General features: G+C 72.6%; 12 protein-coding genes and 1 pseudogene. 6 read left to right on the top strand and 7 right to left on the bottom strand.

Annotation, left to right across the window (positions count from 1 at the left end; translation table 11 throughout):
* Positions 1 to 126: 126 nt before the first annotated feature.
* The 5 genes from FDO69_RS19045 to FDO69_RS19025 all read left to right on the top strand — a co-directional run bounded on the left by FDO69_RS19045 (position 127) and on the right by FDO69_RS19025 (position 6,717).
* Positions 127 to 792 carry a TetR/AcrR family transcriptional regulator gene (locus FDO69_RS19045; RefSeq protein WP_104781036.1) on the top strand — a complete coding sequence of 222 codons (666 nt, stop codon included), beginning with the start codon at positions 127 to 129 and terminating at the stop codon, positions 790 to 792.
* Between the two features lie 162 nt (positions 793 to 954).
* Positions 955 to 2,316, top strand: a complete 1,362-nt coding sequence (locus FDO69_RS19040) for an MFS transporter (protein ID WP_170320906.1) — start codon at positions 955 to 957, stop codon at positions 2,314 to 2,316.
* Positions 2,317 to 2,681: 365 nt separating this feature from the next.
* On the top strand, positions 2,682 to 3,632 hold the full coding sequence (locus FDO69_RS19035; RefSeq protein WP_104781035.1) for an SDR family NAD(P)-dependent oxidoreductase: 951 nt from the start codon (positions 2,682 to 2,684) through the stop codon (positions 3,630 to 3,632).
* Between the two features lie 245 nt (positions 3,633 to 3,877).
* Complete coding sequence (locus tag FDO69_RS19030) at positions 3,878 to 5,362, top strand: alpha/beta hydrolase (protein WP_104781034.1); 1,485 nt, start codon at positions 3,878 to 3,880, stop codon at positions 5,360 to 5,362.
* A 125-nt stretch (positions 5,363 to 5,487) separates the two neighbouring features.
* The gene (locus tag FDO69_RS19025) at positions 5,488 to 6,717 is read left to right on the top strand and encodes a serine hydrolase domain-containing protein (RefSeq protein WP_104781033.1); all 1,230 of its coding nucleotides are present in this window, start codon (positions 5,488 to 5,490) and stop codon (positions 6,715 to 6,717) included.
* 7 nt (positions 6,718 to 6,724) lie between these two features.
* Here the strand turns inward: FDO69_RS19025 and FDO69_RS19020 are convergent, their stop codons facing one another.
* The 3 genes from FDO69_RS19020 to ribA form a co-directional block, all read right to left on the bottom strand.
* Positions 6,725 to 7,882, bottom strand: coding sequence for a saccharopine dehydrogenase family protein (locus FDO69_RS19020; protein WP_104781032.1), 1,158 nt, complete (start codon positions 7,880 to 7,882; stop codon positions 6,725 to 6,727).
* Positions 7,872 to 8,933, bottom strand: a complete 1,062-nt coding sequence (locus FDO69_RS19015; RefSeq protein WP_104781031.1) for a saccharopine dehydrogenase — start codon at positions 8,931 to 8,933, stop codon at positions 7,872 to 7,874. Before FDO69_RS19015 ends, FDO69_RS19020 begins: the two co-directional genes overlap by 11 nt.
* A gap of 135 nt (positions 8,934 to 9,068) precedes the next feature.
* Complete coding sequence (ribA, locus tag FDO69_RS19010; RefSeq protein ID WP_104781030.1) at positions 9,069 to 9,728, bottom strand: GTP cyclohydrolase II; 660 nt, start codon at positions 9,726 to 9,728, stop codon at positions 9,069 to 9,071.
* 41 nt (positions 9,729 to 9,769) lie between these two features.
* Here ribA and FDO69_RS19005 point away from each other — a divergent pair, with 41 nt between their 5' ends.
* A complete protein-coding gene (locus FDO69_RS19005; protein WP_104781029.1) occupies positions 9,770 to 10,498 on the top strand; it encodes a creatininase family protein in 729 nt (242 codons plus the stop codon).
* 146 nt (positions 10,499 to 10,644) lie between these two features.
* Here FDO69_RS19005 and FDO69_RS42045 read toward each other — a convergent pair.
* The 4 genes and pseudogenes from FDO69_RS42045 to FDO69_RS18985 form a co-directional block, all read right to left on the bottom strand.
* Positions 10,645 to 11,826, bottom strand: a pseudogene (locus FDO69_RS42045) (lysylphosphatidylglycerol synthase transmembrane domain-containing protein); the annotation flags it as partial.
* The gene (locus tag FDO69_RS18995) at positions 11,823 to 12,950 is read right to left on the bottom strand and encodes a class I SAM-dependent methyltransferase (RefSeq protein ID WP_104781027.1); all 1,128 of its coding nucleotides are present in this window, start codon (positions 12,948 to 12,950) and stop codon (positions 11,823 to 11,825) included. The gene FDO69_RS18995 and the pseudogene FDO69_RS42045, both read right to left, overlap by 4 nt.
* On the bottom strand, positions 12,947 to 14,152 hold the full coding sequence (locus FDO69_RS18990) for a glycosyltransferase family 4 protein (protein WP_420878519.1): 1,206 nt from the start codon (positions 14,150 to 14,152) through the stop codon (positions 12,947 to 12,949). Before FDO69_RS18990 ends, FDO69_RS18995 begins: the two co-directional genes overlap by 4 nt.
* Positions 14,149 to 14,547 carry a 6-pyruvoyl trahydropterin synthase family protein gene (locus FDO69_RS18985; protein WP_102913000.1) on the bottom strand — a complete coding sequence of 133 codons (399 nt, stop codon included), beginning with the start codon at positions 14,545 to 14,547 and terminating at the stop codon, positions 14,149 to 14,151. Before FDO69_RS18985 ends, FDO69_RS18990 begins: the two co-directional genes overlap by 4 nt.
* Positions 14,548 to 14,571: the final 24 nt, after the last annotated feature.

Raw genomic sequence — 14,571 nt, 5'->3', positions numbered from 1 at the left:
GCTCACTAATGTACGAACCAGTACGTTAGCTATATCAGCCGAGCACGGGCTCGGGAAGACCCCACGGACGGACGGGCCCCTGCTTCTAGAATCACCGGCACCGGACCCTCCGCCCGAAGGAACCTGATGACCAGCGTCGAAGAACCGGCACGATCCGGCGAGCGCATCCGTGACGCCGCCCGCACCCGGGCCGAGATCCTCGACGTCGCCACCCAGGAGTTCGCCCGGGCCGGCTACGACGGCGCCCGGGTCGACGAGATCGCCGCCCGCACCCGCACCACCAAGCGGATGATCTACTACTACTTCGGCGGCAAGGAACAGCTGTTCACGGCCGTGCTGGAGCGCGCGTACGGCGTGATCCGGGAGGCCGAGCAGGAGCTCGACGTCGACCACCTGGACCCGGTCGCGGCCATCCGGCGCCTGGCCGAGCTGACCTTCGACCACCACGAGCAGCATCCCGACTTCATCCGCCTGGTCAGCATCGAGAACATCCACGAGGCGCAGCACATCGCCGGCTCGGAGAAGCTCGGGAAGATCGGTTCCCCCGCCCTGGACGTGATCCGCCGGATCCTGGCGTCGGGTCAGGAGTCCGGCCTGTTCACGGCCGACGTCGACGCCGTCGACCTGCACGCGATGATCTCCTCCTTCTGCTTCTTCCGGGTCTCCAACCGGCACACCTTCGGCGCCCTGTTCGGCCGCGACCTGCTCGACGGGGCGCAGCGCGCGCACTACCGGGCGATGCTGGGCGACATGGTGATCGCGTACCTGACGGCGGAGCGCTCGGCGGACTGAACGCCCGCTACCCGACCCCTTGACACCGACGGCACGCGGGCGCAGCATCACTGGCCATCCCCTACTAACTACCCAGTGGGTTAATTAGCCGCGATCCGGCACGTCCCCTCTGCTTCCGTTACCCCGCTCCGCCCTAGGGTGGAGTCCCCCGAAGGAGCCGCCGTGTCCGTCCCCGCCATGCCCGAAGGGTCCGCCGCCGCCCCGCCCGGTCAGCCCAGGAAAGCCGCGACCGCCGCCTGGATCGGCAGCGCCCTGGAGTACTACGACTTTTTCATCTACGGCAGCGCCGCCGCGCTGATCTTCCCCGAGGTGTTCTTCGACGAGTCCGATCCGGCGACCGCGACCCTGCTGTCGCTGGCCACGTTCGGTGTCGCGTACGCGGCCCGCCCGGTGGGCGCGCTGGTGCTCGGGCACTTCGGGGACAAGCTCGGCCGTAAGAAGATCATGGTCTTCACGCTGATGCTGATGGGCCTGTCGACGTTCCTCATCGGCTGTCTGCCGACCCGGGACCAGGTGGGCGGTCTCGCCCCGGTCCTGCTGGTGCTGTGCCGGGTGCTCCAGGGCATCTCGGCGGCCGGCGAGCAGGCCAGCGCCAACTCCATGACGCTGGAGCACGCGCCGCCGGACCGGCGCGGCTTCTTCACCAGCTTCACCCTCAGCGGCACCCAGGGCGGCCAGTTGCTGGCCACGCTGGTCTTCCTCCCGGTCGCCGCGCTGCCCGAGGACCAGTTGCTGTCGTGGGGCTGGCGGCTGCCGTTCTGGCTGAGCGTCGGGGTCGCCGTCGTCGGCTGGGTCATCCGCCGCAGGCTGGACGAGACACCGGCCTTCGCCCAGCAGACGGCCGAGGAGGGTGTGGTCAGGCTGCCCCTGGTGATCCTGCTCCGCGAGCACTGGGCGGATGTGCTGCGGGTGATCGCGGGCGCGCTGATCGCCTCGGTCAGCACGATCTTCACAGTGTGGGCGCTGGCGTACGCCACGAGCGACGCGGTCGGCATGTCGCGTACGGCCATGCTGTGGGTGGGCGCCCTGGCCAATGTCGTCGCGCTCGCCGCGATCCCGCTGTGGGCGACGCTGTCCGACCGGATCGGGCGCCGCCCCGTGTTCCTGATCGGCGCGGCCGGCAGCGCGGTGACGATGTTCCTGTACCTGTGGGCGGTCTCCACGGGCTCCTACCCGCTGACCTTCCTGACGGGGATCATCTGCTTCGGGGTGGTCTACAGCGCCGCGAACGGTGTGTGGCCCGCCTTCTACGGCGAGATGTTCACGACCCGGGTCCGGCTGTCCGGCGTGGCCATCGGCACGCAGATCGGTTTCGCGGCGGCCGGGTTCGCCGTGACGTTCGCGGCGCGGATCGCGGGACCGGCGGGCGACGACTGGTCCGCGGTGGCGCTGTTCACCGCGGCGTTGTGCGTACCGCCGGTGATCGCGGCGCTGTCGGCGCGGGAGACCCACCGGGTTCCTACGGAGTCCCTGGGGGAACGGGCCGGGCTCGCGGCCGCGCAGCCGCAGAAGGTGACGGCCTGACGCCTTCGTTCCCCGCCGACCGCGTGCGAACCGGGCCGTGAGTGGTCCTCGGGTACGGGTGCGGGTGGGCTCGTAGCGCAGTTCCCGCGCCCCCGAGGAGCTCTGCCCGGACCTCGACCGATCAAGCCGTGTGACGGAGCGCCCGAGTCGACCAAGGAGCGCTGCGCCTGGCCACGCTCGCTCTCGGTTCCGCACCGGTCGTGGCGTAGCGGCCTTCTTGCCCTCGGTGCTTCTCCGGAGGGGTGTCGGCAGTCCGTCGGCGGTGTCCGTGTTTCTGTCGGCGGTACGTCGGGGGAGGTTGCGACCTTGGGCGGGTGGGTGCTCCTCATGAGCACGCCTCCCCGCAGAGCAAGGAGCCTGTCATCGTGTCTTCCGCATCCCAGAGCCGACCGTGGGACGTTCACCGGCTGCCGTCCGCTCAGGGCAGAAGCTTTCTCGTCACCGGGGGTAACGCCGGGATCGGCTACTTCGCCGCGGAGCAGCTCGCCGCCACCGGCGCCGTCGTCGTACTCGGCTGCCGGGACGCCGCGAAGGCCGGCGCCGCCGTCACCTCGATCCGCTCGCGCGTCTCCGGCGCGCGGGTACGCCACCTTCGACTGGACCTCGCCGACCCGTCGTCTTTGAAGACCGCCGCGGACAGGCTGGACCTCGACCATCTCGACGCGGTGGTCCACAACGCGGGGGTCGCGCTCGACGACCTGCCGCGTCGAGAGACCGGGGACGGCCACGAGCTGATGTTCGGCACCAACCACCTCGGCCACTTCGCACTCACCCGGTGGCTGGCTCCTCTGCTGTCCGCGGCGCCGGCGGGCCGCATCGTGACGGTGGGAAGCTTCGCGGCGCGGTCCGAACGACTGGACCTGGACGACCTGCAATCGACCAGGGACTACCGGCCCAAGCGCACCTACGGCCGATCGAAGCTGGCGCAGATGTGCTTCGGCTTCGAACTCGATCGCCGTCTGCGTGCCGTCGGCAGCACGGTGCTGAGTGTGGTGGCCCATCCCGGTGGCGCACTGGACTCCCTCACCCCGTCCCGCCCGCCGGTACGCGTGACCACCCCAGGACAGCGGCTGCGGGCCCTGCCCGCCGGGCTCTTGGTGCAGGGCAAGGACGCCGGGGCATGGCCCGTCGTCCGTGCCGTCCTCGACGCGCAGGTGCAGGGAGGGCAGCTGTGGGGGCCGAGGGCCTTCGGCCTGCGGGGCACACCACGGCGTGAGCCCGTCCCCTCTCACATGGCCGACCCGGCCGTCGCCGCTCGACTCTGGGCCGCCAGCGCTGAACTGGCCGGCACCGATCCGCACCTCGGCTTCCGGTAGGCCGGAGCCCCGCCCGGGGCGTTCGTCCGGTGGCCGACTGCCGTGTTCCGCCCGGCCGGCCGCGACGCTCGTTCAGCCGGCCCGTGCCCGGCCGCCCTCAGCCCTGAACGCCCCTGAGCGGTCCCCGACCCGACCCGGAAAAGGCCCTGACAGGGGCACCACGGAGGTGGCCGTACACCTAACGTGATGCCAGGTTCCCGGCCGGATCCGAGCCTGAGACATCCGCTCTCTCACCAGGAGGCTCCATGCCGTTCAGAGGCAGATCGTTATCGCGGCGCGTCGCCGCCCGGGGCACGGCCACGGCCGTGGGAGCCGCCATGGCCGTCCTCACCGGCCTCGTCGCCGCACCCGCCGGCCACGCGTCACCGTCCGCGACCGGGGCCCTGCGGTGGGCACCGTGTGACGACCCGGCGGCGCCGGGAGCCGAGTGCGCGACTCTCCCGGTGCCGGTCGACTGGACCCATCCGGACGGGCCGCGGTTCGACCTGGCCGTCGCCCGCCGCAAGGCCACCGGTCCCGGAGCCCGCGTCGGCTCCCTGGTGTTCGGCCCCGGCGGGCCGGGCGACTCGGGTGTGGAGCGAGTGGTGCGCGGTATCGGCCGGTTCAGCCCCGAGGTCCGCCGCAGGTTCGACATCGTCAGCTTCGACCCGCGCGGTGTGGGGAGCAGCAACCCGGTGACCTGCTCCGGCGCCCTGCTCGCCGAGCGGCCTTCGCCCGAGATGAAGGACCAGGCGGACTTCGACGCCACCACCGCGTACAACAGGCGGCTTCGCGCCGACTGCCGGGCCCGTACCGGCCCGGTGTTCGACCACCTCGACACCGCCCAGACCGTCCGGGACCTGGACGCCCTGCGGGCCGCCCTCGGTGAGCGGAAACTGACCTTCCACGGCAGCTCGTACGGCACGATGCTCGGGGCTCAGTACGCCGAGACCTACCCGCGTCGCGTGCGCGCGATGGTGCTGGAGAGCGTCATGGACCACAGCGTCCCGACCACCCGTGCCTTCCTGCGATCCGAGGCGGCCACGGCACAGGACTCCTTCCGGGAGTTCGTGAAGTGGTGCGACGGTGCCGCGGACTGCGCGCTGCACGGCCGCGACGTCCGTGCCGTCTGGCGGGGCCTGCTGGCCCGGGCCGGGCGCGGCGAGCTCGAGGACCCGGCGCGGCCGGGCACCTCGCTGTCGTCCTCGGACCTGGTCAACAGGATCGCGTTCCGGAAGTTCTACCAGGCCGACCACGCGGGCCTGGCCACGGCGATCGCGGCGATGGACGCGAGCGAGCCGCTGCCCGCGTCGCCCACCTCGACCATGCCGCTGCATCCGGCCACCCCGCTCTTCTGCTCGGACTGGCACCTGCCGGTGCGCGACCACCGGGAGTACGCCTCGCTCGTCGCCATGATGAACACGACCGCGCCCGACCTGCCCCACCTGCTGCCGCTCCACATGACGGCGGCGTGTCTCGGCGCGCCGACGCCCAACCCGCAGCACCGTCTCGAGGTGCACGGTGCCCCGCCGATCCTGGTGTCCAACGCGCTGCACGACCCTGCCACCGGCTACTCGTGGGCGGTCTCGGTGACCCGGCAGCTCGGCCGCAGCGGCGTGCTGCTCACCTACGAGGGCCAGGGGCACGGCAGTGTCACCAGCGGCCCGTGCATGGAGGGCGCGGTGAACGGCTACCTCACCGACCTGGCCGTCCCGCCGCGGGGCACCAGCTGCCCGGCCGTGCCGTCCTGACTCGACGGCCCTCGCTCACCCGTTCTTGCGCGATCACGAACCGTTCCTGCACCCCGATGGGGTCTGAGGCGGGCCGGGCGGGGTATGCCGGATCTCATCTCGACCAGCGCGACGGGAGACGAGCCATGGCACAGCTGCGACAAGAAGTCGAGCCGGGTGAGGCGGGGCTGGATCCGCGGGTGCTGGGCCGCCTGGACCAGAACTTCGCCCGGCTGGTCGACGAGGGGCGTCTGCCGGGCTTCCTCGTGTCCGTCGCCCGGGCCGGACGCGTCGCCCACCTCACGACACACGGCCTGCGCGACATCGCGGCCGGGCTGCCGGTCGAGGCCGACACGCTGTGGCGGGTGTACTCCATGACGAAGCCGGTCACCGCGGTCGCCGCGCTGCTGCTGGTGGAGGAGGGCCGGCTGTCGCTGGACGACCCGGTCGCCGACCACCTGCCCGCCTTCGCCGAGCCCCGGGTCTACGTCGGCGGCGAAGGGGCGGACGTAGAGACCCGCCCGGCCGACGGCCCGATACTCGTCCGGCATCTGATGACCCACACCTCGGGTCTGACCTTCGGCTTCTACCACACCCACCCCGTCGACGCCCTGTACCGCGCGGCAGGCCTGGAGTCGTCGGTGCCGCCGGGCGCGGACCTGGCCGAGACCATCGAGGTGTACGCGAGTCTGCCGCTGCAGTTCGAGCCGGGCACCGAGTGGAACTACTCGGTGGCCAGCAACGTCCTGGGCCGGATCATCGAGGTCGTGTCCGGGCAGCCGCTCGACGCGTTCTGCGCGGAGCGGATCTTCGAGCCGCTCGGCATGACGGACGCGGGCTTCCACGTCACGGACGCCCAGGCGCCCCGGCTCTGCGAGATGTACGGGGAGCAGGAGGGCGGCGGCATCAAGCCGATCGCGGGGTTGCCGCTGCGCGGCCGGCCGCGGTTCCTGTCGGGCAGCGGTGGCATGGTGTGCTCGGCCCACGACTACCACCGCTTCATGGAACTGCTGCGCCGCCGGGGCGAACTCGACGGCGTGCGGCTGCTCGACCCGCGGACCGTGGAACTGATGGCCCGCAACCACCTGCCCGGCGGCGCCGACCTGCGGGCCTTCGGCAGCCGCCCCGCCCACGACGAACCCGGCAACGAGGGGCTCGGCTTCGGCCTCAACTGCTCCGTGGTGATCGACCCGTCCCGGACTCCGGTCCCGTCCGGGCTGGGCGCCTTCGGCTGGAGCGGCGTGGCCACGACGACGTTCTGGGTCGATCCGGGCCGCGACCTGACGGTGCAGTTCATGACACAGGTGCGGCCCAGGACCTCCCACACGGTCTTCAAGGACCTCAAGCGGCTCATCCACGAGGCGCTGACGGACTGAAGGTCCGCTACCGGTCCACGCGCAGGGTGAACTCCACTCCCTCCTGCGTGAGTTCACGCAGCCACTGCTCGGACCGGGCGGCCGTCTCCGCTGCGCGGTTCAGGCCGGGCGGCAGGGAGCCGTGAAGGACGTGGCGAACACCGAGGGCGAGGGTCCGTGAGACGCAGCGGGCCATCGCGCTCTCCTCGGCGTCGCCCACCAGGTCCAGGAGGTAACCGCCCGTCCACGTGCGCCCCGACTCGGCGCGCACGTCCAGCGACACGGCCAGGACGACCCGGTCACGGTCGTCGTCCGTGGTGGGGTACCTGGCGGCCAGCTCCCGGGCCAGGGCGGCGATCCGGGTGTCGTCGCCGGTCTTCAGCTCCTCGAAGACGCCGTCCCAGGCGCGCAGCCAGCCCTCCAGACGCAGGGTGCCGCGGACGAACGTGCGCGGTGTCCAGGCGTCCGGCAGCCCGTACTGCGCGACGAACGGCACGCTGTCACGGTTGGGGTAGACCTCGAAGGTCTCCCCGTCGACGACATGCCGCCGGGTCGCCTCCCAGGGCCGCTCGGCGACCGTCTCCGCACCGCCCTCGAGGTAACGGGCCGGGGAGCGCAGGGCGCCCAGAACACCCGCGGGGGCCCAGCTGAAGCGGTACGTGAAGTCGTTCGGGACGGCGGGGACACCGCCGCAGTAGGACGTGAAGGTGTACGAGGCGGGCGTCCCGTCACCGATCGCCTCCCGGGCCCGGGCGACCAGGGCGTGGGCGAACAGGTGGTCGATGCCCGGGTCGAGCCCCGCCTCGGTGAGAACGACGAGCCCGGCCTTCAAGGCGGCGGGCACCTGTTCCAGCACCGCCTCCGACACATAGCTGGAACAGGCGAAGTGCGCCCCCTGCCGTACGCACTCCGCGAGGAGCGGGGCGTGTTCCGGCGCGGGCAGCATCGACACGACGACGTCGCCCGGGGCGAGTCCTTCGGCGAGCGCGGACAGCGAGTACGCGCGGGGCTCGGCCCGGCCGGCGAGGCCCAGTCTGCCGAGGGCGTCGGCGGCGCGGCTCTCGGTGCGGTGCCAGAGCCGTACCCGATCGGCGGTGTCGCACAGCGCGGCGAGACCGCTGCCGGTGGACAGGCCGGCGCCGATCCAGTGGACGGTGCCGCTCGCCGGTGCCGGTTCAGTGGTCAAGGAACTCCCCCTTGTCGAGGCCGTGCGCGCGGGACGCCTCACGGAACCGGTCCAGGCAGCGCCCCCAGGCCCCGGAGACGCCGAAGTCGATCAGGTGGGGCAGCAGGGCGGCCGAGAAGTCGGTGCTGGACTCCAGCGGCAGGAGGGAGGGCAGGTTGTCGATGGCGATGAGGTCGAGCGGGGGTTCGTCGCGCAGCCGGCGTACCGGCACGTCCCAGGACGTGGTCTCGTCGTACACCGGAAGGACGTTGAGCGGGGAACCGACGTCGCAGGTCACGTCGCACAGGGTGCGCAGGCGGCGGTCGGGGGCGTCGAGATCCTGTGCGCGCAGGAAGGGCGGGACGGGGGAGGTGGCGAGCACCGCGTTGACCATCACGTCGTGCCGCAGCAGGGCGGCGCGGTCGAGGTCGCGGGTCTCGGCGAGGTCCCAGCAGGTCGGGTCGGCACCGGCGGTGGCGAAGGCCGCGCGGGCGCCGCGGCCGCTGCGGCCCAGGGCTCCGATGACCAGGCCGGCGAACTCGGCGTCGGTGGCCTCCGGCTTCAGTGTCTCGTCCAGGTCTTCCTTGGTGGTCGGGGTCAGCGGCGCCCGCAGCCGGCCCCGGTGCCGGAGCACGGCGAGGGCGGCGCCCAGATAACCGGCCCAGAACCCGAAGGCGGCGAGACGCCGTCCGGTGTCGTCCACCAGGTACTCCAGGTCGAACAGCGCCCCGCCCCCGGCGGCGAACCGGCCCAGCAGGTCCGACGCTCCCGGCTGGCCCTTGTAGGCGTGGCCGAAGAAGATGTGCCGGTGCGTCAGTCCGGCCGGATCGTCGGGCAGTTCCTTCAGGCCGAGCACGACGGCGTCGCGGGGCGCCGTCACCCAGGAACCCGCGGGCGCGACGCGGCAGCCGGCCGCCTCGTACTCCTCGATCGAAAAGACCCGCTGCGGGGACTCCTCGACGGTCAGTTCCACTCCGTGCCCGACGAGCCGCCGGGCGTCGTCGGGCACGATCGGAGTGCGTCGCTCGGTCGTGCGGGCCTCGTGGCGCAGCCACAGATGGAGCTCGGTCATACCAGGTGGGCCTCCGGCGTGAGGCGTCGGCCGCTGAGGGCCGACGCTTCTGGGGCGGACGTCCACGAAGCGTACGCGGCCCGCCCACGGGTCGGGCAGGGATGCGCCCGGCTCACGTCGGGGAACCCGAGGCGGTCAGGAGGAGCTGACCACCGCGTCCAGGTGGGGCAGGTGATGGTCGAGCCGCTCCCGCTTGGTGCGCAGATAGGTGATGTTGTTCTCGCACGGCGGTATGAGCAGCGGCACCTGCTCGGCGACCGTGATGCCGTGGTCCACCAGCGCCTCGCGCTTACGCGGGTTGTTCGACATCAGGCGCACGGACCGCACGCCCAGATCGTCCAGGATCCGGGCGGCGACACCGTAGTCGCGGGCGTCCACGGGCAGGCCGAGGGCGAGGTTGGCCTCGACGGTGTCCAGGCCCTCCGCCTGCAGGGCCATCGCGCGCAGCTTGGCGAGCAGGCCGATGCCCCGGCCTTCATGCCCTCTGAGGTAGACCACGACACCGGCGCCCTCGGCGACGACCGCGCGCAGGGCGGCGTCGAGCTGGTCACCGCACTCGCAGTGCTGGGAGCCGAAGGCGTCGCCGGTCAGGCACTCCGAGTGCAGCCGGATGAGGACGTCGTCCGGGCCGATCTCGCCGTAGACCAGCGCGACCTGTTCGTCACCACGGTCGTGGTCCATGTAGCCGATCGCCTGGAATTTCCCGTACACGGTGGGCAAGGGGGCATTCACGACGCGTTCCACGCCGGTCCGCTGCGGTGCCTTCTTGCCGAGTACGCCAATTTTGTCTGTCATGATTCTCGAGTTCCTAAGCTGAGACGAAAGGCCGTGACGATATGAGTGATCTGGTGCCGGCGGACACCACGGAAGACGTACGGACGCGAGCTGCCGGCGTCTCACGGCAGGTCGCGGTGCTTCCCGTGGGGAGCTTCGAACAGCACGGCGGCTATCTTCCGTTGGCGACCGACACACTCGTCGCCTGTGCCGTCGCGCGGGAGATAGCCGGCGCGTATCCGGTGCACCTCCTTCCTCCGGTGACGATCTCGTGCTCGCACGAGCACGCGGCCTGGCCGGGGACCGTCAGCATCTCCTCGGTGACCCTTCATGCGGTGGTACGGGACATTGCGGCTTCGCTGCGCCGGTCCGGGGTCGACGCCCTGGTGGTGGTCAACGGGCACGGCGGCAACTACGTGCTGGGCAACGTGGTTCAGGAATCCTCCGCCCGCGGCGAGCGGATGGCGCTCTTCCCGGCCGCGGAGGACTGGGAGGCGGCGCGCGAGCGGGCGGGTGTGGTCACCTCGCTGCTCACCGACATGCACGCGGGAGAAATTGAGACCTCCATCCTTCTGCACGCTCATCCCGAAATGCTCCGACCCGGTTATGAGACCTCCGATTTCGTCGCTGACGACCGGCGTCATCTGCTCACCCTCGGCATGTCCGGCTATACCGATTCCGGTGTCATCGGCCGTCCTTCGCTGGGTTCGGCAGAAAAAGGGAAGGAACTCCTGGCGAGCCTGGCGGATTCCTTCGGAGCGTATTTCTCACTGCTGACCTCCGACGCGTAGTCACCCTGCGGCGCCGGGGCCCCGGGAGGCGTCCGGTCCCCGGTCCGCAGGCCCGCGTACCAGCGGGCGACGAGCACGATCAGGCCGGGCAGGCTCGCCACGAGGCTGAGCACGCCGTAGACGACCGCGACGGCGAGCCCCCGGCCCGCGCCCAGGCCCGCGGCGCCGAACGCCCAGGCGGTGACGCCCTCCCTGGGGCCCCAGCCGCCGACGTTCAGCGGCAGGCCCATCGCCAGCAGGGCGAGGACGGCGAGGGGCAGCAGGACGGCCACGGAGGCGGCGCTCCCGGCGACCCGGGCGGCGAGTACGAACATCGCGACGTAACCTGCCAGCACGACCACGGAGGAGACAACCACTCCGGGCCCGTTTCGTCGTGACAGCAGCCCCTCGCGGGCCTCGGCGAGGAAGCCGCGCAGCTTACGGCCCCGGGGCGAGGGTGTCGCGCGGTTCATGCGCAGGGCGACGACGACGGCGAGTGCGCCCAGGGCGGTCAGGGCCGCGAGCGGGGCGATGTGCCGGGTCTGGGCCAGTACCGGGGACGGCATGGTCAGCAGGACGACGGCCCCGGCGGCGAACAACGCGAGCTGCCCGGCGGTCCGTTCGAGGACGACGGCCTTCACGCCCCGTCGCAGGTCCCCCTCGCTCTGCCCGTGCCGCACGGCCCGGTGCACGTCACCGAGGATGCCGCCGGGCAGGGCCGCGTTCAGGAACAGCGCGCGGTAGTAGTCGGCGACGGCCGGCCCGAACGGCAGCCGGATCCTGAGCCCGCGGGCCACGATCGCCCACCGCCACGCGCTGCACACGGTGGTGACGAGCCCGATGCCGAGCGCGAGCAGCAGCGACACCCCGTCGATCCGCCGCAGCCCGTCCAGGAAGACACCGGTACCCAGGCGCCAGAACAGCACGCCCAGGATGGCGGTTCCGGCGAGGGTGCCGAGGTGCGTACGGACCTTCGGGGAGCCGAGGCGGGCCAGGGCCGTACGGACCGGGCCGCGCGCCGACGTACCGGTGCCGTCCGCCGCCGTACCGGTGCCGTCCGCATGGACGCCGTCCAGGTCACCGGTGCCGTCCGGGCCGGTGTCGTTCCGGCCGGCGGTATCCGTGTGGTGACGGTTCGCCGGAGCTTTCGTCGTCCGGGTGGGGCCGGACGGGGAGGCGGCGGGCTCGCTCGTGTCGCCCACCACCGGGCGCGGCGCGGCCGCGTCCGCCCGGGTCGTGTGCACCGGGCCTGAGGGCGCGGGCACACGGATGCCGCCGGCGGTCGTGGGCGGCCCGGGCTGCTCGGTGAGCGTGGCGCGCGGGCGCGTTCCCGTCGCCTGCGGGCTCATGACGCTCCGCCCACCGGGCGGGACAGGGCCAGGAGGTCGACGTGGTGGACGGTGACGCGCAGCTCGCCCGCCGCGCAGGCGGCCAGCCTGTTGGTGAGGTAGACGTCGGCCTCGGCCCGCAGTTCGGGGCGCTCCTCGACGGCTGCGCCCACCCAGCCACGCAGCCACTGCTCGGTGAGCGCGGCCTGCTCGGGGCCGAGCCGCCAGGCGCTCGGGTGCAGCCGTACGGTCGCGCCCTGCTCCGAGAACGCCTCCGCCGCAGCGGTGACCGCGTCGGGCCCGAGCAGGCCGTCGCGACGCTGGTGGTCGTTGAACGCCTGGGCGATCTCCGCGTCCAGCGGGTGGGACGGGGTCAGTTCCACGCGCCCGGCGACGGACAGTGTCAGCAGGGCGGGGCAGCCGGCTCCGGCACACGCTGCGGCGAGCGTGTCGATCTCCTCGCGCGTGAGGACGTCCAGCAGGGCGGACGCCGTCACCAGGGACGCGCCCTGCAGGGCGTCCGGGGTGAGGCGGGCGACGTCGCCCCGGCGCGTCTCCACGGTGACCCGGCTGCCGTCGGCGGCCGAGCGCGGGGAGGAGACGGCGGCGAAGTGCAGCAGGTAGGGGTCGCGGTCGTGCAGGATCCAGTGCTGGGCGCCGTCCAGGCGGGGCGCGAGCCAGCGGCCCATCGAGCCGGTGCCGCAGCCCAGGTCGTGGATGGCGACGCCCGACTTGCCCGGCAGGTTGGCGAGCCGTATCCGCAGCGGATCGAGCAGGTCGTGCGCCCGTGCGGCGGCATCGGCCGGCTCCCGCAACTCCAGCCACTCCGGCGCGTACCGGGGCGGGTCGTCCGGGTTGGCCTCACGCAGCTTGACGGTCGGCCGCGAGCCGGGCCTGCCGCTGGGTCCGGCGCCGGGGATGACGGCGTCCGGGGCGTACGCCGGGACGAACTCCACGCTGGAGCCCAGGCCCGCGATTCCCGCGGCCCCGCCGGGAACCGCGCCCGCGACGCCCGTTGTCGCGGGCTGCCCCGGGCCGGGCTTCCCGCCCGCACGTACGCCGTCCGTCACGCCGGTGACCTCCCTCGGCCCGGGCTGTGCCGGGATCGCCCCGCTCTGCTGGGTCGTCGTCGCCGGGTTCGTCATGCGGCCCTCCGGGGTTCGGTCGGGAGCCGGCGCAGTACCGCCGCCAGGCTCTGTGCGGTCGTCGCCCAGCCGTCGAGGGCGGCACGGCGGCTGCGGGCGGCGGCCTTCAGGCGGCGTCGTACGTCCGCCTCGCCGAACCAGCCACGCAGTTCGGCGGCGATGGCGGCGGGGTTCTCCGGCGGGACGAGGATGCCCGGCACCCCGCCGTCGGGAGCGCGGCCGATCGCCTCCGGCAGCCCGCCCACGTCCGTGGCCAGCACCGGGATGCCGCGGGCCAGCGCCTCGGTCACCGCCATGCCGTATGTCTCGGCGTAGGAGGTGAGGACCATCAGGTCGGCGGTGGCGTAACTCGCGTCGAGCGCGGGGCCGGACTTCGGACCGGCCAGCTCCAGCCGGTCCTCCAGGCCGTGCTTGCCGATGAGGGACCGCAGATGGTCGACGTACTCCGGCTCCTGGGTCAGGGAGCCGACACACACGCAGCTCCACGGCAGGTCGCCCACCGCGGCCAGCGCCTCCACCAGCCGGTGCTGACCCTTGCGCGGGGTCACGGCGGCCACGCACAGCAGGCGCGACACTCCGTCGGTGCCGGGTGCGAGCGGCGCGATGTCGGCGCCGGGGGCGGCGACGTGCACCCGCTCGGGCGGGAGGCCGTGGTGGGCGACCAGGCGGCGGACCGCCCAGTCGCTGGTGGCGATCACCGCCGGCACCGCCCGCAGCACCGTCCGCTCCTTGGCGTCCAGTTCGGCGGCGACCGCCGCGTCCAGGCCCGTCTCGTCACCGAGCGGGAGGTGGACGAGGACCGCCATGCGCAGGCGTTCCACCTCGGGCACCACGATCTCCGGCACGCCGCAGGCCACCAGCCCGTCGAGGAGCACGACGGATCCGTCGGGCAGCGCGGCCAGGGCTCGGGCCAGTTCCGTACGGGCGTCGGCTCCCGGCCGGGGCCAGTCACCGGCCACGGCGTGCTTGGTCACCTGCCAGCCGAAGCCGGGCAGGTCCAGGCACACGCGCCGGTCGTAGGCGTTGCCGCCGCTCGGCGCCGTCGGGTCGTCGATGCCGCCCGGCAGTACGAAGTGCACGGTGCGCAGGGACATGGGGATGATCTCGGCGTTCTTCAGGGGGGCGTGCTGCACGGGAACATAATTCAGCCGTGCCGGTGCCGGACCCATGTGCTCGGGCCGTTCGACGGTCGTGTCGGTCACAGCGCACGCTCGAAGCTCGCCCAGGCGATGTGCGACTCGTGCAGGGTGACGGTCAGGCCCGCGATGCCCTTGGCGCCCTCGCCCAGCGCCCCCTTGTGGATGCGCTCGGCGAGCCGGTCGGCGATGACCTTGGCGAGGAACTCCGTGGAGGTGTTGACTCCGGCGAAGTCGGGCTCGTTGTCGAGGTTGCGGTAGTTCAGCTCGCTGACGACCGCGCCGAGTTCCTGGGTGGCCAGCCCGATGTCGACGACGATGTTGTCCTCGTCCAGCTGTTCGCGCCGGAACGTGGCGTCCACGAGGAACGTGGCCCCGTGCAGGCGCTGCGCGGGTCCGAAGACGTCGCCACGGAAGCTGTGGGCGATCATGATGTGATCGCGGACGGTGATGCTGAACAACGGACGACCCTCCAGGTGCGGCGC

The sequence above is a fragment of the Streptomyces tibetensis genome (assembly GCF_007655005.1).
In the GTDB taxonomy this organism is placed as follows: Bacteria; Actinomycetota; Actinomycetes; order Streptomycetales; family Streptomycetaceae; genus Streptomyces; species Streptomyces tibetensis.
Note: the sequence above shows the minus strand (reverse complement) of the source record. Positions and strands in the feature narration are given on the sequence as shown.